This is a genomic window from Novosphingobium sp. CF614 (assembly GCF_900113255.1).
Taxonomy (GTDB): Bacteria; Pseudomonadota; Alphaproteobacteria; order Sphingomonadales; family Sphingomonadaceae; genus Novosphingobium.
In genome coordinates, this window is record NZ_FOOR01000003.1 from 79,901 (window position 1) to 106,892 (window position 26,992).

Annotated in this window: 25 protein-coding genes; 7 read left to right on the plus strand and 18 right to left on the minus strand. The window is 68.4% G+C overall.

What is annotated here, in order from left to right:
• Window positions 1-71: 71 nt before the first annotated feature.
• Together BM052_RS05255 and BM052_RS05260 are read right to left on the minus strand one after the other, a co-directional pair.
• Complete coding sequence (locus BM052_RS05255) at window positions 72-1,292, minus strand: ABC transporter permease (protein ID WP_091144111.1); 1,221 nt, start codon at window positions 1,290-1,292, stop codon at window positions 72-74.
• A complete protein-coding gene (locus tag BM052_RS05260) occupies window positions 1,289-2,320 on the minus strand; it encodes an ABC transporter ATP-binding protein (protein WP_091144113.1) in 1,032 nt (343 codons plus the stop codon). The genes BM052_RS05255 and BM052_RS05260 overlap by 4 nt, the downstream gene beginning before the upstream one ends.
• Window positions 2,321-2,363: 43 nt before the next feature.
• Between BM052_RS05260 and queG the strand changes: the two genes are divergently transcribed.
• Window positions 2,364-3,431: a tRNA epoxyqueuosine(34) reductase QueG gene (queG, locus tag BM052_RS05265; protein ID WP_091144115.1), complete on the plus strand. Its 1,068-nt coding sequence runs from the start codon at window positions 2,364-2,366 to the stop codon at window positions 3,429-3,431.
• A 92-nt stretch (window positions 3,432-3,523) separates the two neighbouring features.
• Here queG and BM052_RS05270 read toward each other — a convergent pair whose 3' ends face one another.
• The 5 genes from BM052_RS05270 to BM052_RS05290 all read right to left on the minus strand — a co-directional run bounded on the left by BM052_RS05270 (window position 3,524) and on the right by BM052_RS05290 (window position 8,894).
• Window positions 3,524-4,642: a sensor domain-containing diguanylate cyclase gene (locus BM052_RS05270; protein ID WP_218151520.1), complete on the minus strand. Its 1,119-nt coding sequence runs from the start codon at window positions 4,640-4,642 to the stop codon at window positions 3,524-3,526.
• A gap of 253 nt (window positions 4,643-4,895) precedes the next feature.
• On the minus strand, window positions 4,896-6,122 hold the full coding sequence (locus BM052_RS05275; protein WP_091144118.1) for an NAD(P)/FAD-dependent oxidoreductase: 1,227 nt from the start codon (window positions 6,120-6,122) through the stop codon (window positions 4,896-4,898).
• 128 nt (window positions 6,123-6,250) lie between these two features.
• On the minus strand, window positions 6,251-7,237 hold the full coding sequence (locus BM052_RS05280; protein WP_091144119.1) for an LLM class flavin-dependent oxidoreductase: 987 nt from the start codon (window positions 7,235-7,237) through the stop codon (window positions 6,251-6,253).
• Window positions 7,234-8,121, minus strand: a complete 888-nt coding sequence (locus BM052_RS05285) for a tetratricopeptide repeat protein (protein ID WP_091144122.1) — start codon at window positions 8,119-8,121, stop codon at window positions 7,234-7,236. The genes BM052_RS05280 and BM052_RS05285 overlap by 4 nt, the downstream gene beginning before the upstream one ends.
• Before the next feature lie 17 nt (window positions 8,122-8,138).
• Window positions 8,139-8,894, minus strand: coding sequence for an alpha/beta hydrolase (locus BM052_RS05290; RefSeq protein ID WP_091144125.1), 756 nt, complete (start codon window positions 8,892-8,894; stop codon window positions 8,139-8,141).
• Between the two features lie 122 nt (window positions 8,895-9,016).
• On the opposite strand from BM052_RS05290, the gene BM052_RS05295 reads away from it, so the two are divergent.
• The gene (locus BM052_RS05295; protein WP_091144126.1) at window positions 9,017-10,357 is read left to right on the plus strand and encodes an ArnT family glycosyltransferase; all 1,341 of its coding nucleotides are present in this window, start codon (window positions 9,017-9,019) and stop codon (window positions 10,355-10,357) included.
• Between the two features lie 22 nt (window positions 10,358-10,379).
• Here BM052_RS05295 and BM052_RS19365 read toward each other — a convergent pair whose 3' ends face one another.
• Both BM052_RS19365 and BM052_RS05300 read right to left on the minus strand, forming a co-directional pair.
• Window positions 10,380-10,568: a hypothetical protein gene (locus BM052_RS19365; protein WP_177198338.1), complete on the minus strand. Its 189-nt coding sequence runs from the start codon at window positions 10,566-10,568 to the stop codon at window positions 10,380-10,382.
• 2 nt (window positions 10,569-10,570) lie between these two features.
• Window positions 10,571-10,765 carry a helix-turn-helix transcriptional regulator gene (locus tag BM052_RS05300; RefSeq protein ID WP_091144451.1) on the minus strand — a complete coding sequence of 65 codons (195 nt, stop codon included), beginning with the start codon at window positions 10,763-10,765 and terminating at the stop codon, window positions 10,571-10,573.
• Window positions 10,766-11,174: 409 nt separating this feature from the next.
• Between BM052_RS05300 and thrS the strand changes: the two genes are divergently transcribed.
• The gene (thrS, locus tag BM052_RS05305; RefSeq protein WP_091144129.1) at window positions 11,175-13,172 is read left to right on the plus strand and encodes a threonine--tRNA ligase; all 1,998 of its coding nucleotides are present in this window, start codon (window positions 11,175-11,177) and stop codon (window positions 13,170-13,172) included.
• A gap of 40 nt (window positions 13,173-13,212) precedes the next feature.
• On the plus strand, window positions 13,213-13,884 hold the full coding sequence (locus tag BM052_RS05310) for a spermidine synthase (protein WP_091144131.1): 672 nt from the start codon (window positions 13,213-13,215) through the stop codon (window positions 13,882-13,884).
• Window positions 13,885-14,069: 185 nt separating this feature from the next.
• On the opposite strand, the gene BM052_RS05315 is transcribed toward BM052_RS05310, so the two are convergent.
• From BM052_RS05315 to BM052_RS05330, 4 genes are all read right to left on the minus strand, one after another.
• Window positions 14,070-14,795 carry a M23 family metallopeptidase gene (locus BM052_RS05315; protein ID WP_255405978.1) on the minus strand — a complete coding sequence of 242 codons (726 nt, stop codon included), beginning with the start codon at window positions 14,793-14,795 and terminating at the stop codon, window positions 14,070-14,072.
• Window positions 14,796-14,947: 152 nt separating this feature from the next.
• On the minus strand, window positions 14,948-15,763 hold the full coding sequence (locus tag BM052_RS05320) for a ferritin-like domain-containing protein (protein ID WP_177198339.1): 816 nt from the start codon (window positions 15,761-15,763) through the stop codon (window positions 14,948-14,950).
• Between the two features lie 26 nt (window positions 15,764-15,789).
• Window positions 15,790-16,266, minus strand: a complete 477-nt coding sequence (locus BM052_RS05325) for a peroxiredoxin (protein ID WP_091144134.1) — start codon at window positions 16,264-16,266, stop codon at window positions 15,790-15,792.
• A complete protein-coding gene (locus BM052_RS05330; protein WP_091144136.1) occupies window positions 16,266-19,001 on the minus strand; it encodes a bifunctional [glutamine synthetase] adenylyltransferase/[glutamine synthetase]-adenylyl-L-tyrosine phosphorylase in 2,736 nt (911 codons plus the stop codon). Before BM052_RS05330 ends, BM052_RS05325 begins: the two co-directional genes overlap by 1 nt.
• 124 nt (window positions 19,002-19,125) lie before the next feature.
• Here BM052_RS05330 and BM052_RS05335 point away from each other — a divergent pair, with 124 nt between their 5' ends.
• The 3 genes from BM052_RS05335 (at window position 19,126) to BM052_RS05345 (ending at window position 22,577) form a co-directional block, all read left to right on the plus strand.
• Window positions 19,126-20,850 (plus strand): M28 family metallopeptidase, encoded by a 1,725-nt coding sequence (locus BM052_RS05335; RefSeq protein ID WP_255405979.1) that lies wholly within the window; start codon window positions 19,126-19,128, stop codon window positions 20,848-20,850.
• Entirely contained in the window at window positions 20,847-21,848 is a 1,002-nt protein-coding gene (locus BM052_RS05340; RefSeq protein WP_091144141.1) for an agmatine deiminase family protein, read from the plus strand. The genes BM052_RS05335 and BM052_RS05340 overlap by 4 nt, the downstream gene beginning before the upstream one ends.
• A gap of 339 nt (window positions 21,849-22,187) precedes the next feature.
• Window positions 22,188-22,577, plus strand: coding sequence for a PilZ domain-containing protein (locus tag BM052_RS05345; protein ID WP_255405980.1), 390 nt, complete (start codon window positions 22,188-22,190; stop codon window positions 22,575-22,577).
• Window positions 22,578-22,619: 42 nt separating this feature from the next.
• Here BM052_RS05345 and hemN read toward each other — a convergent pair whose 3' ends face one another.
• From hemN to BM052_RS05370, 5 genes are read right to left on the minus strand one after another with little or no spacing between them, the layout of a single operon-like run.
• Window positions 22,620-23,945, minus strand: coding sequence for an oxygen-independent coproporphyrinogen III oxidase (hemN, locus tag BM052_RS05350; protein WP_091144143.1), 1,326 nt, complete (start codon window positions 23,943-23,945; stop codon window positions 22,620-22,622).
• 31 nt (window positions 23,946-23,976) lie between these two features.
• On the minus strand, window positions 23,977-24,201 hold the full coding sequence (locus BM052_RS05355) for a hypothetical protein (protein ID WP_091144145.1): 225 nt from the start codon (window positions 24,199-24,201) through the stop codon (window positions 23,977-23,979).
• Window positions 24,198-24,347: a cbb3-type cytochrome oxidase assembly protein CcoS gene (gene ccoS, locus BM052_RS05360; protein ID WP_091144147.1), complete on the minus strand. Its 150-nt coding sequence runs from the start codon at window positions 24,345-24,347 to the stop codon at window positions 24,198-24,200. The genes BM052_RS05355 and ccoS overlap by 4 nt, the downstream gene beginning before the upstream one ends.
• Window positions 24,344-26,482 carry a heavy metal translocating P-type ATPase gene (locus BM052_RS05365; RefSeq protein WP_091144149.1) on the minus strand — a complete coding sequence of 713 codons (2,139 nt, stop codon included), beginning with the start codon at window positions 26,480-26,482 and terminating at the stop codon, window positions 24,344-24,346. The genes ccoS and BM052_RS05365 overlap by 4 nt, the downstream gene beginning before the upstream one ends.
• The gene (locus BM052_RS05370) at window positions 26,479-26,940 is read right to left on the minus strand and encodes a FixH family protein (protein WP_091144151.1); all 462 of its coding nucleotides are present in this window, start codon (window positions 26,938-26,940) and stop codon (window positions 26,479-26,481) included. Before BM052_RS05370 ends, BM052_RS05365 begins: the two co-directional genes overlap by 4 nt.
• Between the last annotated feature and the right edge of the window lie 52 nt (window positions 26,941-26,992).

Here is a 26,992-nt window from a genome sequence, read left to right on the forward strand (position 1 = left end):
GGCCCGGGAAAGCCCGCCCGCGCCCAGTGGACACCCCCAGTCGATACCACGGCCCGCGCCGGAAGACACGTCTACGTGCGCCGCGCCTTTTCCTGCCGCCGCACCGGGCCCGATTTCATCACCCGGGTACGGAACAGGCGCGAGCCCGTCCGCACCAGCAGCAGCACGCAGACGGCCTCGCCCAGCACCGCCGCCAGGTGCGGCAGCAACGCCGGGTCCTGCGCCGCCCGCGCCAGCATCGCGAAAGGCGAACTGAAGGGAAAGAGCACCGCGAAGATCTCCACTGCGCTATCCGGCTGCGTCATCGCGTAACTGGCCAGGAAGAAGACCATGAGCTGCATCATCGTCACCGGCATCGAGAGCGTCTGCACTTCGCGCACGGTGGTCGCCATCGAGCCGATCGAAAGGAACACGGAGCCGAGCAGCAGGTAGGCCATGGAGAAGTAGATGACGCCCAGCATGGCCAGCATCGGCCAGCCCACCGCCGGACTGGTCAGATGCGGAACGGCCGAGCCGGCCGCCAGGTAAAGCGCGCCGCCCACGCCGCCCCAGGCGGCGATGCCGACCAGCGAGACCCCCAGCATCGCGAAGAGCTTGCCGAAAAACACCGCTTCCATAGGGATCGCGGCGGCCAGTACTTCGATGATCTTGTTGCCCTTTTCCTCAACCAGATTGGACAGCACCATGCCGGCCAGCATCATCGTCAGCAGGAACAGCAGCATCTGCGCCGACTGCGCGGTCTTGAGGCGGCCCGCGTGTTCATTGGCGTTGCTGGTGGCTGTCGTCCTGAACGTGACCTCGGGCCATGGGCCAAGCGGCCCCGCCACGGCCTGCGCCGCCACCATCGACACGGCGCCGCTCCAGGCGTGGATCTGTTCCCCCGGGCCGGTCAGCACCGGAGCCCCGGGCGAACCGGAAAGGATCGCGGCGATAGTGGCCTGGCGTCCGGCCAGGGCGGCGGCGGGATCATAGGCCTCGCCGGGCCGAAGCCGCTTGACCACCACGAAGTCCGGCAGGCCATTGCCCAGTCGATCGGCAAGCGTGTCGCGGGCATGGACCACGGCGTCGGCATCCTGCCCCAGCATGACCACGCCCACTTGCGGATTCTCGGCGGTTCGTTGCGCGCTCTCGCCGACACTGCCGGCAAGCACGCCGATGATGACCGGGAACAAGGGCCCGAGCAGGAAGAAGAAGAACGTGCGCGAAAACAGGATCGCCACGAAATCGCGGCGGGCGACGACCCAGGCGGCGGCGAGGACCGACAGGCGGCCAGCACGGATTTTGTCGTTCATCGGCGCGGCTCCTCGGGCCGGTCTTCTTCCAGCGCCCGCGCCGCCGCCTCGCCGGCAATGGCAACGAAGGCATCATGCAGGCCGGCGCGCTCGATCGAGAGCGAAAGGATGCCGGCCTCCCCCTCGATCAGCGCGCGCAGCAGCGGCTCGACACCGGTTCCGGGCAGCGGGAAGTGCCAGAACGCCCCGCCGTCGGCCTTGCCGTCACGGCGGGCGCCGGCGGGTAGCGCGGCGCGCCACGGCCCGTCGCCGCTGCGCGTCTCCAGCCGGACCTGCGCCGGAATGCGATCCCGCGCGAGGTCGACCGGGCCGGCGAACGGGACTTTGCCTCCGGCGATGATCGCGATGTCGTCGCACAGCCGCTCGGCATGGGCGATGACGTGGGTGGAGAAGATCACGGTGGTGCCCTGTTCGGCCAGGCCGCGCATCATCTTCTCGAGCTTGCCCTGGTTGAGCGCGTCGAGGCCGGAGAAGGGCTCGTCGAACACCGCCAGCCTGGGCCGGTGAACCAGAGTGCCGAGGATCTGCACCTGCTGCGCCATGCCCTTGGAAAGCTGGCGGATCTGGCGATCCGCGGCGTAGCCCAGGCCATGCGCCTCAAGCAGTTCGCGCGCGCGGCGGCGGCCTTCCTTCAGCGGCAGTCCGCGCAGCGCGCCGACGAAAGCGATCGCCTCGCTCGCCTTCATCGCCGGGTAGAGGCCGCGCTCCTCGGGCAGGTAGCCGATGGCATGGGCGACATCGTGCGGCCGCTCGGCGCCGAGCACGCGGCGATAGCCCGCGTCGGGATCGATGATCCCCAGCAGCATGCGCAGCGTGGTGGTCTTGCCGGCGCCGTTGGGACCAAGGATGCCATAGACCGCTCCTTCGGGCACCGCCAGGTCGACGCCGTCGACGGCGGTAAACCCGTCGAAGCGCTTGACCAGCCCGCGCGCCTCGATCGCTAGCTGCGCCCCGCCTCCGCTTGCGCCGCCCGCCACGTTGCCCGCCGCGTTGCCCGCCACTGGCCAATCTCCTAGTGCAGTCTTCATCAGGCCCTCTAGCCGCGCCACGTGAACCGGAGCATCCGCGAGTTTGGTTAATACCGCACTAATCACCTTCGCGCAGGACCTCGAGGCGCAGGCCCGGGACGTGGGATTCTGCGCCTTCGGCGTGGCGCCCGCCGCCGAGGACGGCGCGCGCGCCGCACGGCTTCAAGCGTGGCTCGATGCCGGGATGCACGGCACCATGGCGTGGATGGAAACGCGCGCCCACCATCGCCGCGCGCCGCAGGGATTGTGGCCGCAGGCCAGGAGCGTGATCGCACTGGGGATGAGCTACGCTCCGGCCGCCGATCCGCTGCGCCTTGCCGCCGCGCCGCAAGTGGGGCGCATTTCGGTCTACGCGCAAGGGGCGGACTATCACGACACGGTGAAAAAGGCGCTCAAGCACCTGGCCCGTTGGATCGTCGGCGAGGCCGACCAGCGCGGGATCGGGCCGGCGGAGGTCAAGGTCTTCACCGATACCGCCCCGGTCATGGAAAAGCCGCTGGGCCAGGCGGCCGGGCTGGGCTGGCAGGGCAAGCACACCAACCTGGTCAGCCGCGACCATGGCTCCTGGCTGTTCCTGGGCGAGATCTACACGACGCTGGAACTGCCGCCCTCCACCCCGGGCCGCGACCGCTGCGGATCGTGCCGCGCCTGCCAGGACGCGTGCCCGACCCAGGCCTTCCCGGCGCCCTACCGCCTCGATGCCCGGCGCTGCGTGAGCTATCTTACCATCGAGCACAAGGGCCCGGTCCCGGAAGACCTGCGCGAGGGACTGGGCAACCGCATCTATGGCTGCGACGATTGCCTCGCGGTGTGCCCCTGGAACAAATTCGCCAAGGTCGCCCACACGATGAAAGCCTTCCTCCCGCGCGGCGAGCTGGCGGCGCCGGACCTGGCGGACCTGCTGACGCTGGACGACGCGGGTTTCCGCGCGCTGTTCTCCGGCAGCCCGATCAAGCGCATCGGCCGCGACCGGTTCGTCAGGAACTGCCTCTACGCGGCGGGCAACAGCGGACGGCGGGAACTGCTGACGCAAGCCGAGGCGTTGCGCGGCGACGCCGATGCCACGGTGGCGGAGGCGGCGGAGTGGGCGGCCCGTAAGCTGATGGCCTGATATCCGCCGTGATCCCGGGCTCGCCCCAGGAACTGCGGGATGGTCCGCATTTTGCGCGTCGTCGGGTGATCCCACGCGACTTCACGGATACTCTAGGTACGCGCCTGGTTCCAACGCTTGGCACGTTTGTCATCGTACATGATTTCATCGGCTGTACGTAACAACTGTTCGAAGGACACCGTGCTCGTCCAGTCATACCAGACGAAACCGATGCTCATGGCGAGGTCGATACCCTCTTCGGCGGCGACCAGAGCTATGTTGGATGCAAGGCGACCCCGCAGACGATCCGTGTCGTCGTCAGGGTAATTGACGCAGAGGACTGCAAATTCGTCGCCCCCCAGACGGGCAACGGTGTCAGTCTTGCGAAACGTAGCCTGGAGGGCCCTGGCAGCACCTCTAATCAGCCGATCACCGGCATCGTGCCCCATCGTGTCGTTCACCCGCTTCAACCCGTCGAGATCGACGGCCATCATCAGGACCTTGGCCCGGGACCGTTCCGCAAGCGCGAAATCATGCTTCCCCAACATCGAAAAACCTCGACGGTTATAGAGTCCGGTCAATTCGTCGGTCAGCGACAGGCGGCGGATCTCTTCTTCGGCCTTTTGGCGCTCCGCCACTTCGTAAAGCAATTTCCGGTTCGCCTCGGCCAGCTCCGACGTGCGCTGTTCAACGCGCGTTTCAAGCTCGTTGAACAGTTGGACATGCTCCATCGCCACCGCCGTCGTATCGGCCAGCGCCTGCAAAATGGAAAGCTGCTCGTCGGAGGGGCGATAGGTTCTGGCCCAGTAGTTGCCGATCGCACCCAACGGATCGACCGTTCGGATCGGGACCATCGCGAGGCTGCGCACGAACGTCGGACGATAAGCCTCCACGGGAATGCGCGGATCGTTGTAGACGTCCTCGACCACGGTCGATTGCCGATGCTGCATCACCCACCCGCTCAGGCAAATGTCCATCGGAAAGCGCCGCCCCTTCCACAGGGGAGCAATGGCGTACTCCTCCGCGTAGTAACACTCGCCGTTTTCCTGCAGGACGAACGTGGCGCCGTCGGCTCCTGTCAGATCGCGGGCCGCGCACCGGACGATCTCCATGATCTGGCCGAGGTTTCGGGCAAGCGATAACTGCTGCACCACCTCGACCAGCTTCGACATGGCCGTGACGTAGTAGAGCGACGGCACGGACGCCGCGTCCAGATCCTGTGCATGAGGCACATCAGATGCCCGCACTGCCGCAACCTCCCCGAGGCGTCTGGTTCGACGTGCCTTGGCCCCAATCTCGTTCGCGATGGATTCGCAGCCGATACCGATTCTCGAACACTAAGTCCGATTACTTAAGGGCTTCTAAACGAACCGTTGGAACCCGGTGCAGCACGGCCGGGCTGGCTCCGCGCGACGCCGGCGGCGTTCACCCTCCCCCACGAGTATCCTTGTCGAGTATCCGTGGGCGACCTCGCCGGGACGACTCCTAAATCAGGTCCTTGAGCGGCACATCCTTGTCCCCCAACCGCTCAAGATCGGGGTTCGCACCGGTTTCCACCAGCTTGCGGCCCTGGACGTAGTCCTTGACCGCATTCACGCAGTCCAGCGCCACGACCTTGCCCTGCTTCAGGTAGACGACCGAGAACGCGCGTTCGTCCGGGTTGCCGCGAACGACGGTCTTGTCGAAGCCAAGGTTGATGCCGGCGGTCTGCAGGCGCAGGTCATACTGGTTGGACCAGAACCACGGGAAGGCCTTGTAAGGCTTCTCGTCCCCGCAGATCGCCTTGGCGACGCAAGTGGCCATGTCGTTGGCGTTCTGGACCGATTCGACGCGCATGACGGTGCCGCCCGCATAGTCGCAGGCAAAGGCCGCGCAATCGCCGATGGCGTAGATGTCGGGCAGCGCGGTGCGGCAATATTCGTCGACATCGACGCCGTTCGCCCCCGCCGCCCCGGCCGCGATCAGCGGGCCGACCGCCGGGACGATGCCGATGCCCACGATCACCGCCTCGGCGGGAATCACCTCACCGCCGGCCAGCTGCACGCCGGTGACGCGATGGCCGTCACCCACGAGACAATCGACCATGACGCCGGTACGCAAGTCGACGCCGTGGTCCGCGTGCTCCTTCTGGTAGAAGGCGGAAAGCTCTTCCCCGGCGACGCGCGCCAGCACCCGCGGCAGGGCTTCCAGAAGGGTGACGTTCAGGCCCATCTTCGAAAGCACCGCCGCCGCTTCCAGGCCGATGTAGCCGCCGCCGATGACAACGATGTTCCGGGTGCCGGCGTCCACTTCCGCCATCAGCGTGTCGCAGTCCTCGCGCGTGCGCACGGCGTGGATTCCCGCCAGCTCCGCGCCCGAGCACGAGAGCCGGCGCGGATCGCCCCCCGTCGCCCAGACCAGCTTGCCATAGCCGAAGGTTTCGCCGTTGGAGAGCGTCAGTTCATGCGCCTTGGGATCGACCTTGGTCACTTCGGTGGCGAGCTTGAAAGTCACTTCCTTTTCGGCCCAGAACGTCGGCGGGCGGATGTAGAGCCGGTCGAACGTCTTCTCGCGCGCGAAGTATTCCTTCGAGAGCGGCGGACGCTCATAAGGATATTCCGGCTCGCGGCCGATCACGGTGATGGTTCCCTCGAAGCCGTTCTGGCGAAGCGCGATGGCGCATTGCGCCCCGCCATGCCCTGCTCCCACGATGACGACGTCTGCTTTGCTCATGGGCGCTCCCGTTTCCGCAATTTTGGCGCGCGGTCAATGCCTCTTGAGCAATTGTCTTTCACCGATCGCCGCCGACCAGCCGGGCGAGGCCACCCCCAACCCCCCTCAAGGCACCCCCAAGACGCCCCCTAGACACCCCCAAGGGCCTCCATCGTCAGCTCGAGCGAGCGTTGCTGCGCCGCCGGATCGAACGTCGCCACCGCCACTATGAGTTCATCCGCCCGGGTGCGCGCGGCGAAGGCCTCGATCTCCTGGCGCACCCGCTGGGGCGTTCCGACCGCACTGACCGCGCGAACCTGTTCGAGCATGGCGCGCGCGGCGGCGGGCAGGCTTTCGCGATAGCTGCGCAGCGGGGGCTGGAGCCTGACCGGGTTGCCCCCGCGCAGCGCGACGAAGCCCTGGTCGGTCGAAGACGAAAGATAGATCGCATCCTCGTCCGAATCGGCCGCCAGCACGTTGATCGCGGCCATGAAGCGGGGACGGTCGAGCGTTTCGGACGGCTGGAAGCGCTCGCGATAAAGGCGCGCCGCCTCGTCGAGCAGCGCGGGCGCGAAATGCGAGGCGAAAGCATAGGGCAGCCCCAGCACGGCGGCGAGCTGCGCTCCGTACAGGCTGGAGCCGAGAATCCACATCTCCACGTCCGCTCCCGCCGCCTGCGGCGCCGCCACCCCGCCGGCGGCCTGCCCGGCAAAACGCGCCCGCAGCTCGACGACATCGTTGGGAAAGCGTTCGGCGGCGGCGACGAGATCCTTGCGCAAGGCCTGGGCAAGCCTTCCGTCGGCCCCGGCGGCGCGCCCGAGGCCGAGGTCGACGCGGCCCGGGAACAGCGCGGCGAGAGTCCCGAACTGCTCGGCGATCACATAGGGCGTATGGTTGGGCAGCATGATCCCGCCCGCGCCGACGCGGATCGTCGAGGTCGCGTTGCCGATGTGCGCGAGCACGACCGAGGTCGCGCCGCCGGCAATGCCCTCCATGCCATGATGCTCGGCCACCCAGTAGCGCTTGTAGCCGGCGCGTTCGGCGACCCGCGCGGTCTCGGCGCTGATCGCCAGCGCCTGGGCGACAGTGCCGCCCTCGCGCACGGCGACGAGATCGAGGACCGAAAGCGGGATCACGGCCTGGCCCCGCCTTCAAGCCCAACCGGGGCCTGGCCAAGCTGGGCGATATATTGCCTGGCGGTGGCCGCGGTGTCGCTTTCCGGCGCCATCGCCAGCACCGCGTTCCAGCTGCGCCGCGCCGCGTCGTCCTTGCCCGCGAGCACCGCGATCACGCCCGCTTCAAGCCCGATCTCGGGGTCCCGGGGGGCGATCTGCGCCGCTTTCTCGATCTGCGCCTGCGCTTCGATCAGCTTGTTCTGCCGGCGCGAGAGCGTGGCCGAGAGCAGCCAGGCCTGCGCATTGTCCGGTTCGGCCTCGCGCGCCTGCGCCAGCGCGGTGGCGGCCTCTTCCGGTTGGTTCACCGCGACCAGCGCGCGGGCACGGTCGAGCGCGATCGACGCGGTCAGCGCGGTGTCACCCGCCGTCCGGGCTTCGGCGGCCGCGGGAGCCAGCAGGCTCAGCGCCTGTCCAGGCTGGCCCCCCGCCAGCGCCGCATTGCCCGCCATCGCACCCAGCCGCGCGCGGCTCGCATGATCGTCTTCGGCCGCAGCGTCGCGCGCATCGGCAAAAGCCTGGCGCGCTTCGTCCCAGCGCCCCAGCTCGCTCAACGCCGCGCCCAGGCACAGCCCGGCGCGCACCCGCTCCCGGCCGACTACATCGGCCATGGCATCGCGCGCGACTTGCGCCGAGCGTTCGGGATCGGCTTCCACCGCGCCAAGGCAGCCGCCAGTGCGCGGCGCGGCGGGAAGCGCCACGTCCTGCGCCGCCGCCTCGCGGCGACGGCGATCCTCCTCGGCCTTCTTCTCGACGATCTCGCGCGGGAGGGCGGAGGCGTAGGGGCTGGCGATACCGGCGGCATCGGTCGTCGAAAGCAGCAGCGGGAGCAACAGGGGAAAGGACATGCGGGGACGGTCTCCGGTCAGTCTGCCGCGCTGTCGGGAGCGGGGACGAAGTCCGCGACCGTGCGCAGCAGCAGGGCGATGTCGGATTCGCGCGAGAGGCGGTGATCGCCGTCCTTGATGAGCGTGACCTGCACATCGGCTGAACGAAGCTTTCCAGCGAGCTGCAGCGAGAGTTCCCAGGGCACGTCGGGATCGCGCTGGCCGTGGAGCAGGCGCACCGGACAATCGAGCGCGATTTCGCCGCCGAGCAGCAAGTTGGCCTGCCCATCCGCCCAGAAGCCGGGATGGGTGGGGGTCGGCTCGACGCCGTAGGGATTATCCTCCCAGATCGTCTGTCCATCAGCAAGCAATGCCTTGTCCATCTGCGGCACACCCCATTCGGTGAAGTCGGGCGCCGGCGCGATGCCGACCAGACCGCCCAGCCGGTCGCCCAGCGCGAGGCCGGCAAGCAGCATCAGCCAGCCGCCCATCGACGAGCCGACCAGCACAACCCGATCGAGAGCCAAAGCATCGATCAGCGCCAGCACTTCGTCCTTCCAGCGCGAAAGCGTGCCGTCCGCGAAGTCGCCGGGGCTCTCGCCGCACCCGGAATAGTCAAGCAGCAGGCACGCGCGCCCGTTCCCGCGCGCCCAGCCGAACACCGCCGCGGCCTTGCCGCCGGCCATGTCCGACATGTAGCCGGGCAGGAAGACCACCGCCGGGCCCCGCCCTGGCGTGAAGCGATAGGCGATGCGGCGCCCATCGGGCATGGAGTGAAAGGGGATCTCGATCATGGCCGGGATAGTGGGAAGGTCCAGGGCCAAGAGCAAGCGGCGCGGAGAAGGGCGCTGAGAAAGAGTTGCTTGTGGGCGCGTAATCCGATCTTAAAGCGCTGATCGCTAAGCGAGAGGCCGTCATGAGCGCCAAGGTCATTCATTTCCCGTACCGCCCTTCGCGGCTCGCGCTGCGGCTGGAGTGGTTCGGCACCGACCAGTCGGTGCTTTTGATGATCTGGGCGCTCTATTTCGCGCTGCGCGTCGCGGTGCTGCTGATCGACGTCGCGCCCACTTCCGACGGCGAATGGTACTATGTCCGCGCGGCGAGCCTGGCGGCCGGCCACGGCTATCTCGACAATGCCGGACAGCCGACGGCGTTCTGGCCGCCGGGCTGGCCGCTGGCCCTGTCGCTGGTGTTCGGCCAGTTCGGCACCTCGCTCGTCGCGCTCGGCCTGTTCAACCTTGCCAGCGCGATGCTGACCGGCCTGCTGACGCTGGCGATCGGCCGCCGCCTGTTCGGCTCCGAGGCCAGCGCGCGCGCCGGGCTGCTGCTGCTGGCGGTCTATCCCAACGCGATCGGCTACGTCCCGCTGGCATTGACCGAGGTGTTCTACACCGCGCTGCTGATGGCCGGATGCTGGGTGATCCTGACTCGCACCAACCGCTGGCAGCTTGTCACCGCCGGGCTGATCTTCGGCTTCGCGACCTTGGTCAAGGCGCAGACCATGGTCGTCATCCCCCTGCTTTTCGCGATCGAGTGGCTGCGCGAAAGGAACGTATGGTGCCGCTTCCCGCGCCTGTTCGGCGAAGGCCTGCTGGTGCTCGCCATCGCCGCGCTCACGGTATTGCCGTGGACGATCCGCAACCACGCGCGGATCGGCCATTGGGTCGCGGTCTCGACCAACGGGGGCTACACCCTGCTCACCGGCAACCACGATAGCGCCACCGGCGATTACACGCCGGACGCGCCGGTGGTGAAGGCGCTGATGGACCGGCCCGGCCTGGACGAGGTCGAGCGCGATGCCGAGGCCAAGCGGCTGGGCCTGGAATGGATCAAGGGCAATCCCGACAAGTTCCTCGCCCTCGCGCCGAAGAAGCTGATGCGCCTGTGGCTGCCCGACGGCGAGGCGGAATGGGCCTACCAGGGCGGTGCCCCCGGCTATCCGCGCTTCGAAATGCTCTACCGCGCGGTGCGCTATGCCAATCAGGCCTACTACGCGGCGCTGATGCTGGCCTTCGCCGCCGCGTTCTTCGTAATGCTGGTAAAGCGCCGCCGCGACGGCCAGCGCTGGATCGGCTGGTGGCTGCTGCCTTACGGGATCGCGCTCTACCCGACGCTGATCTGCCTGGTCTTTTCCGGCCAGTCGCGCTTCCACTACCCGGTGATGCCCTTCGTGTGCATGAGCGCCGGCTGGCTGGTGGTGATGGCCTGGAACGTCCTGGCCGAGCGCGGCAGGCCGCCCGCGCCGACGCTGCACTGATCCGGAAACCTCGCCGCAAACCTCAGTAGAGAACGGGGCCGAGCACTCTTATCACGATCGTGCCGCCCCGGCCGCCCGCCGCCTCGGCCTCACGGGCACGGGGCTGGTCGGAACCGGAGGAAACGCCCTTGAACAGGCCGAACGCCGCCACCAGGGCGATGGCGATCGCGATCCACATTCCCGTCCTGCGCCGCTGGCGCTGCCCTGACATGCTCATTCCCCCCTCAGGAAGATCTCTTCTATCGCCATATCAAACAAGTCGGCGATGCGAAAGGCGAGCGGCAGCGAGGGGTCGTACTTGCCGGTTTCTATCGCATTGACGCTCTGGCGCGATACTTCGAGCCGATCGGCAAGATCCTGCTGGCTCCAGTCCCGTTCGGCACGCAGCACCTTGAGACGGTTTCTCATCGGCCGCGCGGGGATTTTGCCTTGGCGTTCATCGTCGTGCCCTTTGCCTGGAAGGTCGCCCATATTGTAAAGTATCCTTGTCATATCGTGCGGACGCTGTCAAGTTTATTTTACATTTCATCGCGTGTCCTTGTCTTCGTTGCATATACCGGGTGACATTCCGCCCGCTCCTCGCTACATCGCCCAGCATGACGCAGCGCACCGCCACGACCATCCCGACTACCCGGCACGCCCGGGCACGGTTGGCCGCGGCCTGATCGCGCGGCCACCGTCGGCCCGGGGTCCGGGCGGCGCGGCGTCATCCTCCCGAACCGAAACGAATTCCCGACGCCAGAGCTTCACCCGATCGCGCGGCTGTGCCATGGCGCGCGCAAGGCCCGGAAAGCTGGAAACAGAAAGACGAGTTTCGATGTCGCAGATGTTCAAGATCAGCCTGCCCGACGGCTCGGTGCGCGAAGTGCCCGAAGGCTCAACCCCGGCCGACGTCGCCGCCGCCATCGGCCCCGGCCTTGCCAAGGCCGCGCTCGCCGCCAGGATCGACGGCGAACTGGTCGACCTGTCCCGGCCCTTCACGGCCGATGCCGAGCTGGCGCTGGTCACCGCGCGCGACGAGGCCGAAGCGCTCCAGCTTGCCCGGCACGACTATGCCCATGTCCTGGCCGAGGCGGTGCAGGCGCTGTTTCCCGGCACCCAGATCACGTTCGGGCCATCGACCGACGACGGCTTCTACTATGATTTCGCGCCCAGCCCCGAACGCGGCCCCTTTACCGAGGAGGATCTGCCCGCGATCGAGGAGAAGATGCGCGCGATCATCGCCGCCGACAAACCGCTGCGCCGCGAGGTCTGGAGCCGCGAACAGCTCGTCGGCCGCTGGCAGCGGCAGGGCGAGAGCTTCAAGGCCGAATGGGCCGCCGAACTTCCCGGGGACGAGGATCTGACGGTCTATTGGTCGGGTGAGGACTGGCTCGACATGTGCCGGGGCCCGCACCTTCCCTCGACCGGCAAGCTCGATCCGCAGGCCTTCAAGCTGACCCGGGTTTCCGGCGCCTACTGGCGCGGCGACCAGAAAAACGCGATGCTCAGCCGCATCTACGGCACCGGCTGGCTCAACAGGAAGCAGCTGGGCGCGCACCTGACCCGCCTGGAAGAGGCCGCGAAACGCGATCACCGCAAGCTGGGCGGCGAGATGGATCTGTTCCACCTCCAGCCCGAGGCGCATGGATCGGTGTTCTGGCACCCCAAGGGCTATCTGATCTGGCGCGCGCTCGAATCCTACATGCGCCGCGCCATCGACGATGGCGGCTACCGCGAGGTCAAGACCCCGCAGGTGATGGACGCGCGCCAGTGGGAGCAGTCCGGCCACTGGGGCAAGTACCGCGAGAACATGTTCGTCATCCCCGACGAGGCTCCCAACACCGAGGACGAGGGCCCGCTGGTCTCCGACGACGCGGACTGGATGGCGCTCAAGCCGATGAACTGCCCGGCGCACGTGCTGATCTTCCGCCAGGGCATCAAGTCCTACCGCGACCTGCCCTTGCGCATCTACGAGAACGGCTGCTGCCACCGCAACGAGCCGCACGGCGCGCTCCACGGCTTGATGCGCGTGCGCCAGTTCACGCAGGACGACGCGCATATCTTCTGCCGCGAGGACCAGATCGTCGCCGAAGTGCAGGCCTTCTGCCAGCTGGCCGATCGCATCTACAAGGACTTCGGCTTCACTTACGCGATCAAGCTGGCACTACGCCCGGAAAAGCGCTTCGGCACCGACGCGATGTGGGACCAGGCCGAGGCCGAGCTGCGCGACGCGGTGGCGCGCGCCGGCCTGGCCACGCGGGAATACGGCTGGGAGGAACTGCCCGGCGAAGGCGCGTTCTACGCCCCCAAGCTGGAATGGCACCTCACCGACGCGATCGGCCGCACCTGGCAGGTCGGCACCATCCAGTCCGACCGCGTGCTGCCCGAGCGCCTCGATGCCAGCTATATCGGCGAGGATGGCGAGAAGCACCGCCCGGTCATGCTGCACCGCGCGATCTTCGGTTCCTACGAACGTTTCATCGGCATCCTGATCGAGCACTTCGCCGGCCGGCTGCCGGTGTGGCTGGCCCCGGTCCAGGCGGTGGTGGCCACGATCGTGTCCGACGCCGATGCCTATGCCGGCGAAGTCGCCGCCCGGCTCAAGAGCGCGGGCATCCGCGTCGAGACGGACCTGCGCAACGAGAAGATCAACTACAAGGTGCGCGAACATTCGCTGAAGAAAGTCCCGCACCTGCTGGTGGTCGGCAAGCGCGAGGCGGAGGAAAGCACCGTCGCCGTGCGCACGCTGGGCGCCGAGCACCAGAAGGTGATGGGACTGGACGAGGCCATCGCCATGCTCAAGGCCGAAGCCGCGCCGCCGGATCTGCGGTGACGATGGATCCCGAATCGCGGCGTTCGTCACAGGACAGACCATGATCCAGCGCGAACTCATCGCCGCCGCGCAAGTCCCGGGCGGGGAGGAACTGCGCCTCTACCGGCACGACCGCGACTTCATGATCGTGCTTGGCCACAACGAGCTGATGTCGACACGCAAGTGGGGCTCGGAAGAAGCGCTGGCGGCGCTTTCGATCGAACGCATCAGGCATGCGAAGCGCCCGCACCTCCTGATCGGCGGCTACGGCATGGGCTTCACGCTGCGCGCCGCGCTCAGGGCCTTGCCCGGCGACGCGCGCGTGACCGTGGTCGAACTGGTCCCCGAGATCATCGCATGGGCGCGCGGCCCGATGGCCGAAGTCGCGGCCGGATGCCTCGACGATCCGCGCGTGAACCTCATCCAGGCCGACGTTGCCCCGATCATCGCCGGGTCCGAGAACGAATACGACGCCATCCTCCTCGACGTCGACAACGGCCCCGACGGCCTCGTGCGCGAAGGGAACGACGTGCTCTACTCCCCCACCGGCCTGCGCGCGGCAAAGGCGGCGCTGACGTCCGGCGGCGTGCTGGCGATCTGGTCGGCCGGAGCGGACCCGGCCTTCACCCGGCGGCTGCAGAAGGCACGCTTCGCGGTGGAGGAAGTGAAGGTCAGCGCCCGCAGCAACGGCAAGGGCGCCAAGCACGTGATCTGGTTCGCTTCGATGGCCTGAGCCCGGGGGGACAAGCCCGGGCGGGACACCGATCGCCGGTGCGGTGCCCCAACAAGAAAAGGCGGCCGATGCCGGCCGCCTTCCCCCTCCTCTCCAAACGCTTGTGGCGGGCCCCGTCGTATCGCGCGGCCTTTCGCCTCCGGTTTGAAACCTGTCTGTCTGGAACCTCCCGGCCGAAACCGGTGTCAGCCGCCCTTCGCGCCGTCCTCGGTCCCGGTGCTATCGGTTGCGGTGGCGATGCCGGCCTGCATGTAGGGAATGGGGTTGACCGCCTGGCCATCGACGCGGACTTCGTAGTGGAGGTGCGAGCCGGTCGAGCGGCCGGTGCTGCCGACGAAGCCGATCACGTCACCCTTGCGGACCATCTGGCCCTCGGCAACGTTGAGGCGCGAAAGATGGCCGTAGCGGGTCTGCATTTCGCCGCCGTGTTCGAGCGCGACGTAAAGGCCATAGCTGCTGAACCAGGAAGCGCGGCTGACCATGCCGTCGGCCGGGGCATAGACCGGCGTGCCCATTGGCGCGGCGAGATCGACGCCCTTGTGCTGGCGACGGCCGCCGAGCACCGGATGCTCGCGCATGCCGAAACCGCTGGTCATGATATCCCTATCGAGCGGATTGCGCGAGGGGATGGAGACCGAAGCGATGCCGCCGGAAACGGCCGGCTTCACTTTCGAGACGGCGAAGCCGGTTTCCTCGAAGTTCTGCCATGAGCTGAAGAGTTTGCGGAACTGTTCGTCCTCGCCGCCGGTCACTGACTGGTTCGCGGCCTGGGCGGCGCGCAGCGGGGCGGAAATATCGGCAGCGGCAGCGCTGCTATTGGCCATCGCGGGATGTGCGGCGATGGTGAGGACCACGGCGACACAGACACCGGTCACTGCGCGGAACTTGGCGAAAAAATTCGTTACGACCACTCGCAATACCTTGTTATCCGCCGGAATCCGCCAGGACACGACGTTTGTTTTCGTTCTGCGACCCCATGCGAGACCGCATGAATCTGGTTTTTGGAGATGGTCGGAAACCCCCCGCCGTCTCACGGGTTATGACTTATGCTGTCATCTTTGGTTCAGGCAACCCCGGCGTAGAGTTCCCGCGATAAACCGGCTGCAAGGCGCGCTGAGTCGTTGAACGGTGGTTTGAGGGTCCCCCGAAAGTGGCGGGAAACCAGGGATTTCCACAAGTCGCCGGTTACCACGTCGAAACGTTTGGCCACGTCGGCGAAATGATTTGCGCCGAAACGAACGTGCCGGATTTCATCGTCAAGGATTCGCTCGAGGATTCGCGCGCCGCGTTCGTCCCCCGCCGCGCGGACCCGTTCGAGCGTCGTCGGCGTCACGTCGAGGCCGCGTGCTTCCAGCACCATCGGCACCACCGCCAGCCGCGCCGCGACATCATGCCGGGTGTCGTGCGCGGCGCTCCACAGGCCGGCATGCGCCGGCAACGCGCCATAGTGGCTGCCCAGCGACCGCAAGTGCCGGTCGATCAGCACGAAATGCATCGCTTCGTCCGCCGCGACCGAAAGGAAGTCTCCCACGAAGGCCTCCCCCATCTCGGCGCCGAATCGCCCGGCCATGTCGAGCGCGAGATCGATGGCGACGAACTCGATATGGCCAAGCGCATGCCACAGGGCGATGCGGCCGCGCTCGGATCCGCCCTTGCCGCGCCTGGGCAGGCGGCCGGGAGGAAGCAGCTCGGGCGCTTCGGGCCGGCCGGGTTGCTCCGGCATTTCGGCCTCGAACGCGAAGTCCAGCCGCCCCAGCCGCCAGTCCCGGGCAACCTTGCGCGCGGCCATCGCCTTGGCCTGGGGATCGCATTCGAGCAGCGCGGCACGAATCGCTGCGGACACCGAAACGGGCACCGAAACCGGCTGGGCGAGCTTCATCCCACGTCCCCCGCCATCCCGACCATTCAAAGCGCCTTCGCCGCCTCCAGCACCGCCGCCGCGTGTCCGTTCACTTTCACTTTGTCCCAGACTCGCGCGATGCGGCCGTCCGGGCCGATCAGATAGGTGGTGCGCACCATGCCCATGTACGTGCGACCGTAGTTCTGCTTCTCGGCCCAGATGCCGAGCGCGTCGGACAGGCCGTTCTCCTCGGCATCGGTCGCGAGCGGGGCCTTGAGCGCATGCTTCTCGATGAAATTGAGGTGCTTCTTCGCCGAATCCTTGCTGACGCCCAGCAACGCCACGCCGGCCGCGTCGAACTGGTCCTTAAGCGCGGAAAAATCGATGTTCTCGGTGGTGCAACCCGGCGTGTTGTCCTTGGGATAGAAGAACACCACCAGCTTCCTGCCGGCGAAGTCCGATGCCTTGACGCTGCCGCCATCGGGGGTTTCAAGGGCGATGTCGGGAAACGAATCGCCGACGCCGGGCTTGTTGGTGCTCATCATTCGGTCTCCAGTGTTTCGCCGAAGGCATCATCCCACGCGGCGGCGACTTGCGCGCGCGCGCCGGCGAGCCCGGCTTCGAGTTCGTCCCAGGCCCCATAGCCGCATGCGCGCACGAGCGCCATGCGCGCCGCCGCTTCCGGAACCTGCGAATCGGGCGCGAGCAGCCGCGCGGCGACCAGGAACCGCGTCAGCACGTCATGCGCGGCGCCCAGCGATGCCGGCAGCAGGCCGTCCGCCGCCAGCCGCCGGATCGCCTCGGCAAGGTCCGGCTCCAGCCCCCTGCCCCTGGTCCCGCCGGCATGCCGCAGCTGCGCGAAGTGCACGATGAATTCCAGATCGACCAGCCCCCCGCGCGCGAGCTTGACGTCGAGCGGGCCCTTGGGCGGCTTGTGGGCGGCCATCGTGCCGCGCATTTCCAGCACGTCCGCGCGCAGCTTGCGCGGGTCGCGCGGATGCCCCAGCACTTTGCCGATCACTTCAGACAAGGCCTGGCGCGCTTCCGGCGAGCCATAAAGCGCGCGCGCGCGGCACAGCGCCATGTGTTCCCAGGTCCAGGCCTGTTCGCGCTGGTAGCGTTCGAAACTGTCGAGGCTGGCGGCCGGCGGCCCCTGCGCGCCCGAGGGCCGCAGGCGCGTATCCACTTCGTAGAGCGCCCCTTCCGCCGTCGGCACCGAAAGCGCCGAGATCGCGCGCTGCGACAGGCGGTTGTAGTAATGCGTGCCCCCCAGCGGTCGCCGCCCGTCGGATTCGGCCCGGAAATCGCCGGTGAACAGATAGACGAGGTCCAGGTCCGAGGCGTGGGTCAGCACGCCGCCGCCCATCCGCCCGAGCCCGAGCACGAGCAGTTCGCTGCCGGGCACCCGGCCATGAACGCTCCGGAACTCCTCCAGGGCCGCATCGGTCAGCACCGCCAGCGCGGCTTCGGCGATGCGGGCCAGCGCACGGCCGATGGCGACCGGATCGCTGGCGCCCTCGATCAGCTGGACACCCAGCATGAAGCGAAGCTCGCCCACCTTGCGGCGCACCGCGTCGAGCTTGCGTTCGTAGTCGTCGCCCGGCTCGACGCGGGAAAACGCGGCGATGAGGCAGGCGACATTGCCGGGCAGTTCGAAAGCGCTCGCATCTATCAGCGGATCGAGCAGGTCGGCGCGCCGCGCCAGCGCGTCGGCGAGCGGCGGCGCCAGGCTGAGGATGCGCGCCAGCGTCTCCAGCAGCGCCGGGCGCGCCTCCAGCAGCCGGAACAGGTTGATCGCGCTGGGCAGGTTGTTGAGCAGCTGTTCCCAGCGGGCCAGCGCGCGTTCGGGCTCGGGCGCGGAAGCCAGCGCCGCGAGCAGGTCGCGGCGAATCGCGTCGAACGCCGAGCGTGCCGCATCCGAACGCAGCGCCCGGGTGCGGCCGGACTGCCAGCCCTCGATCCGTTCCGCCACCGCCGGGGGATCGGCGAAACCCAGCTTCTCGAGGTCTTCGAGCAGCGAGGACTGGTCGGGTACGGCGACACTGATCGAGGGACCGCCGGGCGCATTGGCCATTATCAGCGCGTCATAGCGCTCACCGACCGCTTCGGTGATCGCGCGCAGCTCCGCCAGCAGGGCCTGGCCATCGGGAAGCCCGTCCAGCCGGGCGACGGCATCGATCGCCTCAGGCGTGCGGGGCAGGCTGTGGGTCTGCTGGTCCTGGATCATCTGCAGCCGGTGCTCGATCGTGCGCAGGCGATCGTAGCTTTCGCCGAGCAGGCGGGCCTCGTCGGGAAGGATCAGCCCGGCCCCGGCCAGCGCGTCCAGCGTGGCGCGGGTGCCGCGCAGGCGCAGCGCGGGCTGGCGTCCGCCGTGGATAAGCTGGTGGGTCTGCGCGTAGAATTCGATCTCCCGAATGCCGCCGCGCCCCTTCTTGAGGTCGAACCCGGGGCCGACCAGGGGGCCGACCACGGAACTGCCGCGCGCGTTGGCGCGGATCTGGGCGGTGAGCCGCCCGATCTCTGCGATGGCGCCGAAATCGAGGCTCTTGCGCCAGACGAAGGGACGGATCGCGGCCAGGAAGGCCTCGCCGGCGGCCACGTCCCCCGCGCAGGCGCGGGCGCGGATGAAGGCAGCGCGCTCCCAGGCGAGGGCGGAGGATTCGTAATGGGTCAGCGCCGCGTCGATCGAAATCGCCAGCGGGCTGACTTCCGAGGCCGGCCGCAGGCGCAAGTCGACCCGGAAGACATAGCCCTCCTCGGTCACGCGCGAGAGCGTCTCCACCACGGCGCGGGCCACCCGTTGCGCCGCCTCGCCGGGTTCATCGCGCGCGCGCCGGGGGAGCAGCGCGGGATCGAACAGCAGGATCGGATCGATGTCCGAGCTGTAGTTGAGCTCGCCCGCCCCATGCTTGCCGAGCGCCAGGGCCAGGAAGCCCGCCGGCTCGCTTTCGGGAGCGCGGCGGCGGATCCCCTCGGCAATCGCGGCATCAAGCGCGCGGTCGGCGAAAGCGGACAGCTCGCCGGTCACGCGCGACAGCGGGAAGGCGCCGGCAAGGTCGCCGATAGCCAGCACCAGCGCCAGCGCCCGCTTCTCGCGGCGCAAGGCGGCACCGACATCGGGCGCCGCCACGCCGGCGCTCTTCGCCCAGGCCAGCGCGCCCTCGCCGTCGCCACCCGCGAGCAATGCGCCAAGCGCCGGCAGGCGATCCAGCGCGACGGCAAGGTAGGGCGCATGGGCGCGGGCGCGGGCGATCGCTCCAGTCCAGTCGGCGTTCATGCACCATCCCTGCCTTCCCCGCCGCCGCAGGGCAAGGGCGAGCGAGCCGCAGCGCCCCGGGTTGCGCGCCTTCCAAGGCTCTGGCACCAGTGCGTTTCCCCCAAGCCATTCGACAGGTCGCTCCATGAGATACCGCTTCCCTCCCCATGCCATGACGCTGCTCGCCGCCCTGGCGCTGACGGCCTGCGCCTCCGCCTCGCAGCCGGATGCGCTGCCCAAGGGAACGGCGCTGCCGCCGCCCGAAAGCACCGCGTCCGCCGCGCCGGATATCTCGGTCGACCTCATGAAGCAGATGACCCAGCGCCTTTCCGCCGACGATTTCGAAGGCCGCGCGCCCAGCACCGCGGTCGAACCCAAAGTGCTCGACTACATCGTCGCGCAATTCAAGGCGGCCGGCCTGCAGCCGGGCAACCACGGCGAGTGGCTGCAGACGGTGCCCACGGTGGAGATCACCGGCGGCGGCTACACCCCGCTCACCGTGGCCGGCGGCGCCAAGCCGCTCTCGTTCGGCTTCGGCGACCAGTATGTCGCCGCCAGCTACCGCGTCGCGCCGCAGACGCGGATCAAGGACAGCGAGCTGGTCTTCGTCGGCTATGGCATCGACGCGCCCGAGCTGGGCTGGAACGACTATGCCGGGGTCGACATGCACGGGAAAACCGCCGTCATCCTGGTCAACGACCCGGACTATGCCAACGAAACCCAGGAAGGACCGTTCAAGGGCCGGCGCATGACCTACTACGGCCGCTGGACCTACAAGTTCGAGGAAGCCGCCCGCCAGGGCGCGACCGCCGCGCTGATCGTGCACGATACCTTCCCCGCCGCCTATGGCTGGAACGTCGTCAACTCAAGCTGGACCGGCGCGCAGTACTACGTGCAGAAAGCCAATGACGGCATGGACCAGACCGCCGCCAACGGCTGGGTGCAGAAGCCCGTCGCCGAGGCGATCCTCGCCGCCGCCGGCAAGGATCTTGCCGCGCTGACCGCCGCCGCCAAGCAGAAGGGCTTCAAGCCGGTTCCGCTCGGGCTCAAGGCCAGCTTCGGTTTCGACAATGCCATCCGCAAGTCGGCATCGCACAATGTCGTCGGCGTGCTGCCCGGCAAGATCCGGCCCGACGAATACGTGCTCTACTCGGCGCACTGGGACCACCTGGGCCGCTGCACGCCCGACGCGACCGGGGACGACATCTGCAACGGCGCGGTGGACAATGCCACCGGCGTCGCCGCGCTGACCGCCATCGCCAAGGCCGAAACCCAGGCAGGACCGGCCGAACGCAGCCAGGTCTTCATCGCGCTGACGCTGGAGGAATCGGGGCTGCTCGGCTCCGAATACTACGCCGCCAACCCGATCTATCCGCTCGACCATACCGTGGGCGGGGTCAACATGGATGCGCTGCTGCCGGCGGCGCGATCACGCTCCTACGCGATGACCGGCGGCGACAAGTCGGACCTCACCGCGATCTTCCGCGAGGCGCTGGCCGGGGAAGGGCTTGCCGAAGTGCCCGAGGAGCACAGCGAGCGCGGGCACTACTACCGCTCCGACCACTTCTCGATGGCCAAGCGCGGCGTGCCGATGTTCGACATCAGCCGCAGCACCGACGTGTTCGAAGGCGGGAAGGAAGCGGGCGAGAAGATCGCGCAGGATTATACCGACAACCGCTATCACGCCCCCAGCGACGAATATTCCGAAAGCTGGAACTGGGACGGGATCGTGGAGGACGTGAACCTCTACTACCGGCTCGGCCGCGCGCTGGCCGATTCGGACGCCTGGCCAAACTGGCACGAGGGCGACGAGTTCCGCGCCATCCGCGACAAGTCCTGCGCCGCCGCGAGCGGTGGCTGCCACAAGTGACGTTCACTCTACCCCCCGAATGGCACCCGCAGGACTGGATCTGGATCGGCTTCCCGCATGATCCGGTCGAATGGCCGGGTTTCCTGGACGCCGCCCAGATCCAGATCGCGGCTTTCGCCAGCGCGGTGGCCGAAAGCGGGCAGGAGGTACGGCTGATCGTGCGCGATGAGGCGAACCGCGCGCGGGCGGCCGCGCTGGTTTCCGCCAGGGTCAGGCTGGAAACGCGCCGCTACGGCGATGTCTGGCTGCGCGATACCGGGCCGCTGGTGGTCATGGACGAGGCCGGGAACCGCAAGGCCATGCGCTTCGGCTTCAACGGCTGGGGCGGCAAATACCTGATGGACGGCGACCAGGAGATCGGCACCGAACTGGCACGGAGCGCAGGTCTGGAGGTACGGAAGGCGGACTGGATCCTGGAGGGCGGCGCGCTGGATGGAGACGGCACCGGGCTGGTCGCCACCACCGAGCAATGCCTGCTCAACCCCAACCGCAACCCCCACCTCACCCGCGCCGAGATCGAGGCGCGGCTGCGGCGGGACCTTGGCCATGACCGCGTGCTGTGGCTGGGCGAGGGCCTGGTCAACGACCACACCGACGGGCACGTGGACAACCTTGCCCGGTTCGTCGCCCCGAACGTGCTGGCGCTGCCCCGCGCGACCGGCGGGGACGATCCGAACGCCGCGATCTATGCCGACGCCAGGGCGCGGGCCGAAGCAGCTGGCGTCGCGGTGCGCGAAGTGCCCTCGCCGGGCCGGGTCGAAACGAACGGACGGATCGAGCCGGCAAGCTACATGAACTTCGCGGTGACTTCGAAGCTGGTGGTGGTCCCGACTTACGGCACCCCGCACGACGCGGAAGGCGTCGCCGCCATCGCCGCGCTGTTTCCCGGCCGCGAGACCATCGGCATCATGGCCGACGCGGTGCTGGCGGGCGGCGGCTCATTCCATTGCTCCAGCCAGCAGATGCCATCGAGGGCGCGGCACGCTGCTTCACTTTGATTGCGCCGTTTAACCCTTTGGCAACCGATACGCGCACATCGTCGCACACATGGCTCGAGTCGTCGCCCATCTTCACGATCTTCCGCGCGCCGACCTGCTGCGCATGGCCGTGGTCACCGGCTGCGCGCTCACGCTGATCCTCGCCAAGGCCGCACTGCCCTTCTGATCCCGGCCCTTCTGATCCCGCGCTCGGCGGCCAAGGCCTGACCCGGCCGTTGCCCGAAAAAAATGGGGCGGCCCGTCACGAGGCGGGGCCGCCCAAGGTGGGGAGAAGCGGTTCGCGCCGGGCCGTCAGGACGACCACGATGCGAGACCGGCAGCTCGTATTTCGCAAATCCCGTGATTTTCATCATTGATCCCGGTCAACTGATCCGCGCCGTGCGCGTTTTCGCAGGTTCGGCGCGCGGCGGAGAGGGGGCCTTAACCCAGGGCCCCGTCCAGCCGTCCTACGGACGGATGAACAAGAGCCGCTTCAAGCCCACCCCGATCCTGCGCGAACGCCGGCACAACAAGTGCGCGCGCTTCGCCCTCATCGATTCGCGCGGCGAGGAGATCGCGGTCATGGTCCGGGATATTTCGTCGAAGGGCCTGAGCGCCGCCGCGCTGGGAACGCCGCCCGCCCTCAACGAAGTCGTGCGGGCGCAGCTGGAGGACGGGCGCGAACTCTGGGGTCTGGTGCGCTGGAGCGAGGGCAACCTGTTCGGCGTCGAATTCGACACCCGCGTCTGAACCCAGGTCGGCACGGACTCGCCCGGAACGAGCGGACCCGCATTACACCGCGGAACTGAAGCGCCGCAGCGAATCCTTGCGATAGGGATCGAAGCGCGCCGCGATCGAGCGGGCGTAAGGCAGGCCGCCCGGCCGGATGACCAGATCCTCGCCGTTCGCTTCGCACAGGCCCGCGTCGAAATAGGCTTGCAGCATCGGAAAGGCCTCAACCCGCAAATCCGGCTCGATCCGGGCGCGGCCCTGGCACAGGAGGCCTTCGATCACCGCGCCGCGCCGCCGGTCCTCACCCGTGCGCACCACCCCGCGACTGGCAGTGAGCCGGCCTTGCGAAAGCATCATGCGATAGCGCCCGGTGTTCTTCTCGTTCTGGACCAGCAGTTCGGGAAAGCTGCTGATCGCCGAAGCGCCGAGGCCGACCAGGGCCTGCGTCCGATCCTCGGTAAAGCCCTGGAAATTGCGCCGCAGCGTGCCGTTCAGCGCGGCCTGCGCCAGGGAATCGCCAGGAAGCGCGAAATGATCGAAACCGACCGGCAGGTAGCCCTGGTCGACCAGGAATTCATGACCGAAGGCGGCCATGCGGAAACGGGCTTCGGCATCGGGCAAGGCGGCGGCGTCGATCTTTCGCTGGCGGGCGATCAGGTGCGGCACATGGGCATAGCCGAACAGCGCCACGCGGTCGGCGCCGAGCGCGACGGTCTGCTCCAGCGTATCCCGGAGATGGGCCAAGGTCTGCCCGGGCAGACCATACATCAGGTCGAAATTGAGCGAGCCCACGCCCGCGCCGCGCAGCAGCGCGGTGGCATTCTCTATCATCCGCGCCGGCTGGACGCGGCCGATCGCCTGCTGCAGATCGGGCGCGAAAGTCTGCACGCCAAGGCTCGCCCGCTCTATCCCCACCGCCCCCAGAACGGCGCCCCATTCGGGGCCCAGCCCGCGCGGGTCCAGTTCCATCGAGATGGCCGGGCGGGACGCGGCGAACTGCAACGTCAGCGCATCGACGATCCGCACGAAATCGACTGGCGATATGCCGTTGGGACTGCCGCCGCCGAAGGCGATGCGCGTCACTTTCGCGGCATGGGACCCGGCATCGGGCAGGCGCTCGGCAACGAGGCCGATCTCGCGGTGCAGCGCATCGAGATAGCTGGCAACGCGATCGGTGCGGTTGGCAACGCTGGTGTTGCAGCCGCAGTACCAGCAGATCTTCTCGCAGAACGGGATATGTACGTAGAGCGAGATTTCCCCGCCCTGGCTTTCCAGCGCGGTGGCCAGTTCCGCCGCGCCGACGCCTGCGGCGAATTCCACCGCGGTCGGGAAGCTGGTGTAGCGCGGCACGGGAAGCGCCAGCAGTTCGGGGTGATAGGTCCACATGCCCGGACAATTGCCCAGGCGACGTGAACGGTCATTGCGATCGATCAAGCCGCTTGCGGATGGAGCCCGCATGGCAGCCCTTGGCGCAGCAGGGGCCTTGCGGCGGGCCCGGCGGACCTTCCATGGGGCCGGCCGGAATGACCAGCATGCCGCCGCCGCACAGCGGCGCGACAAGACTTCGTGCCTCCGCCTCCAGCGGGCCGATCATCGCCGGCAGCAGCGCCAGGGTGCCGAGCAAGGCCAGTTCGCGCCTCACGCCTCGTCCTCCTCGTCGATCAGGATGCGGTTGGCGGCACCGTCGAGATCCTCGAACTGGCCGCTCTTCATCGCCCAGAAGAACGCCGCCAGGCCGGCCAGGCCCATCAGCAGGGCAAGCGGGATGAGGAAGCCGAGAATGGTCATGCCGCGTTTTCCCGCCCCGCCGCCCGCGCCAGCCGCAGCGAATTGCCCACGACCAGCAGCGAACTGGCCGACATCGCCAGCGCGGCGATCAGCGGCGTCACGTAGCCCATGATCGCCAGCGGCACCGCCAGCATGTTGTAGACCACCGCCAGCGCGAAGTTCTCCCGCACGATCCGCATCGCCGCGCGGGCGACCCGCACCGCCAGCGCCACCGACATCAGCCGTTCGCCCACGAAGACCGCGTCCGCCGCCTGCTGGCTGACGTCGCTCGCCCCGCCCGGCGCGATCGAGACATGGGCGCCGGCCAGCGCCGGACCGTCATTGAGGCCATCGCCCACCATCAGGACCTTGTGGCCTTGCGCCGCCCGTTCGCCGAGCAGGTCCAGCTTCTCCGCCGGCTTCATGCCGCCGCGCGCCGCGATGCCCAGTTGGGCGCCGACCGACGCCACCGTCTGGACGCGATCGCCGGAAGCGATGCCGCAGCGAATCCCCTGCCTTTCCAGCGCGGCGATCGTCTCGCGCACGTCCGGGCGCAGCGGATCGGCAAAGGCGATGCGGCGGCGCGCGCCGTCCATCAGCAGGTCGACCGCCAGCCCGGCCGTTTCCGCCTCCGGCCGCACCAGCGCGACGTCCCGCTTCTCGAACCGGGCGCTCATGCCGGTGCCTGCGGCTTCGGCCAGATCGCCGAGCACGGCGGGCTCGGTCCCGGCTTCGCGCAGCGCCCGGGCAAGCCCGCGGCTGAGCGGATGCCGGCTTCCCTGCGCCAGCGCCAGCGCCACCGAGCGCGCGCGCGGATCGAGCGCGTCGAGGCCGACCGGGCGCGGCTCGCCCAGCGTCAGCGTGCCGGTCTTGTCGAACAGCACCTCGTCGACTTCGGCCAGCCGTTCCAGCGCGGAGCCGTCCTTGATGAGCAGGCCGCGCTTCATCAGCGTGCTTGCCGCGACCACTTGCGCCGCCGGCACCGCGAGGCCGAGCGCGCAAGGGCAAGTGATGATGAGCACCGCGACCGCGACCGTCAGCGAATAGTGGACCCCGGCCCCCGCGATCATCCAGCCGCAGAAGCTGAGAAAGGCGAGCGTGTGGACGGCGGGGGCATAGAGCCTGGCGGCCTTGTCGGCGATGCGCACGTAGCGCGAACGCGATTGGCCGGCCTCGTCCATCAGCCGTGCGATGTCGGCAAGGGCGGTGTCCTGCGCCGCCGCCGTGACTTTCAGCCGCACCGGGTTGCCCAGATTAATCATGCCGGCATGGATCAGGTCGCCGGGACCCGCCGGGCGCGGCGCACTTTCGCCGGTGAGCATCGAGGAATCGATGGCGGTGCGCCCTTCGATGATCTCGCCATCGGCGGCCAGCGCCTCTCCCGCGGCCACCAGCACGACCATGCCCGGGGCCAGCCGCTCGGCCTCCATATACAGCGCCGTGCCGTCGGCCTGGAGGACATGCGCGCCCCGGCCCATGCGGCCGAGCAGCGATGCAATGCCCGAGCGTGCGCGGTTGCGCATCATCGCGTCGAGCACGCGCCCGGCGAGCAGGAAGAACAGCAGCATGACCGCGCCGTCGAAATAGGCGTGCGCCCCGCCGATCATGGTCTCGTAGAGGCTCATGCCGGTGGCCAGCAGCACGCCGATCGAGATCGGCACGTCCATGTTGGTGCGGCGATAGCGCAGCGCCATCAGCGCCGAGGCGAAGAACGGGCGCCCGGCATAGGCGACCACCGGAACCGCGATCAGCGCGCTCAGCCAGTGGAACATCTCGCGCGTGATCGCATCCGCGCCCGACCAGACCGAAACCGAGAGCAGCATGATGTTCATCATGCCGAAGCCCGCCACCGCGAGCGAACGCAGCAGCCGCCTGGCCTCGGCATCGTCGCGGCCAAGCGGGTTGTCGGCCGCGCGTTCGGCCTCGAAGCCGAGCTTGCGCAGTTCCTCGATGATTGCGTCGTCGGTCAGTTCCGGCGCATGGCTGACCGCCACTCGCTTGGCCGAGAAATTGACGCGCGCGGCGGCCACGCCGGGCACGCCGGCCAGGCCGCGCTCCACCTTGCCGATGCAGCCGGCGCAGCGCATGCCCGGCACGGTGAAGCGGCTGTCGACGCAGGCGGCGGAAGCGGCCAGTCCGGATGCAGGCGCGTTCATGAGATCGCCCGCTCGCCGCGCCAGGTCTTTCCTTCGGCCTCGATATCGAAGCGCAAGGTCCAGCGGCCGGCCGGAAGCGGCTTGTCGCTGACATAGGCGCCGGCGGCGTCGCGCACGAAGACCAAGCGAACGTCGCCCACGCGGCCGAGCGGATGGCGCGCTTCGGCGGTGATCGTCGCATAGCGGGGGACCCCGCCAAGCCGCGCGGCGACGCGGCCGTCCGCGCGGCGGCTGGCGGCCAGCTTCCAGCCGAGCGCCTTTTCCCGGTCCGCCTCATCCAGCCAGCGATTGAATTCCTGGCTGGCGACATAGGAGTTCTCGACGACGATCCCCCCGAAGGTCGAGCTTGCCAGCCCCGCCATCGTGAAATTCACCGCGATCACCACGCCGAAACCGGCGATGAGGATGGCCGCCATGTGTTTGCCGGTGAAGGGCTTCGAGGTGTGCTGGGCGTTCATGCGAAAATACCTTTGCGTTCGGGCACCAAGCCGTGACCGGCACTCTTCGACG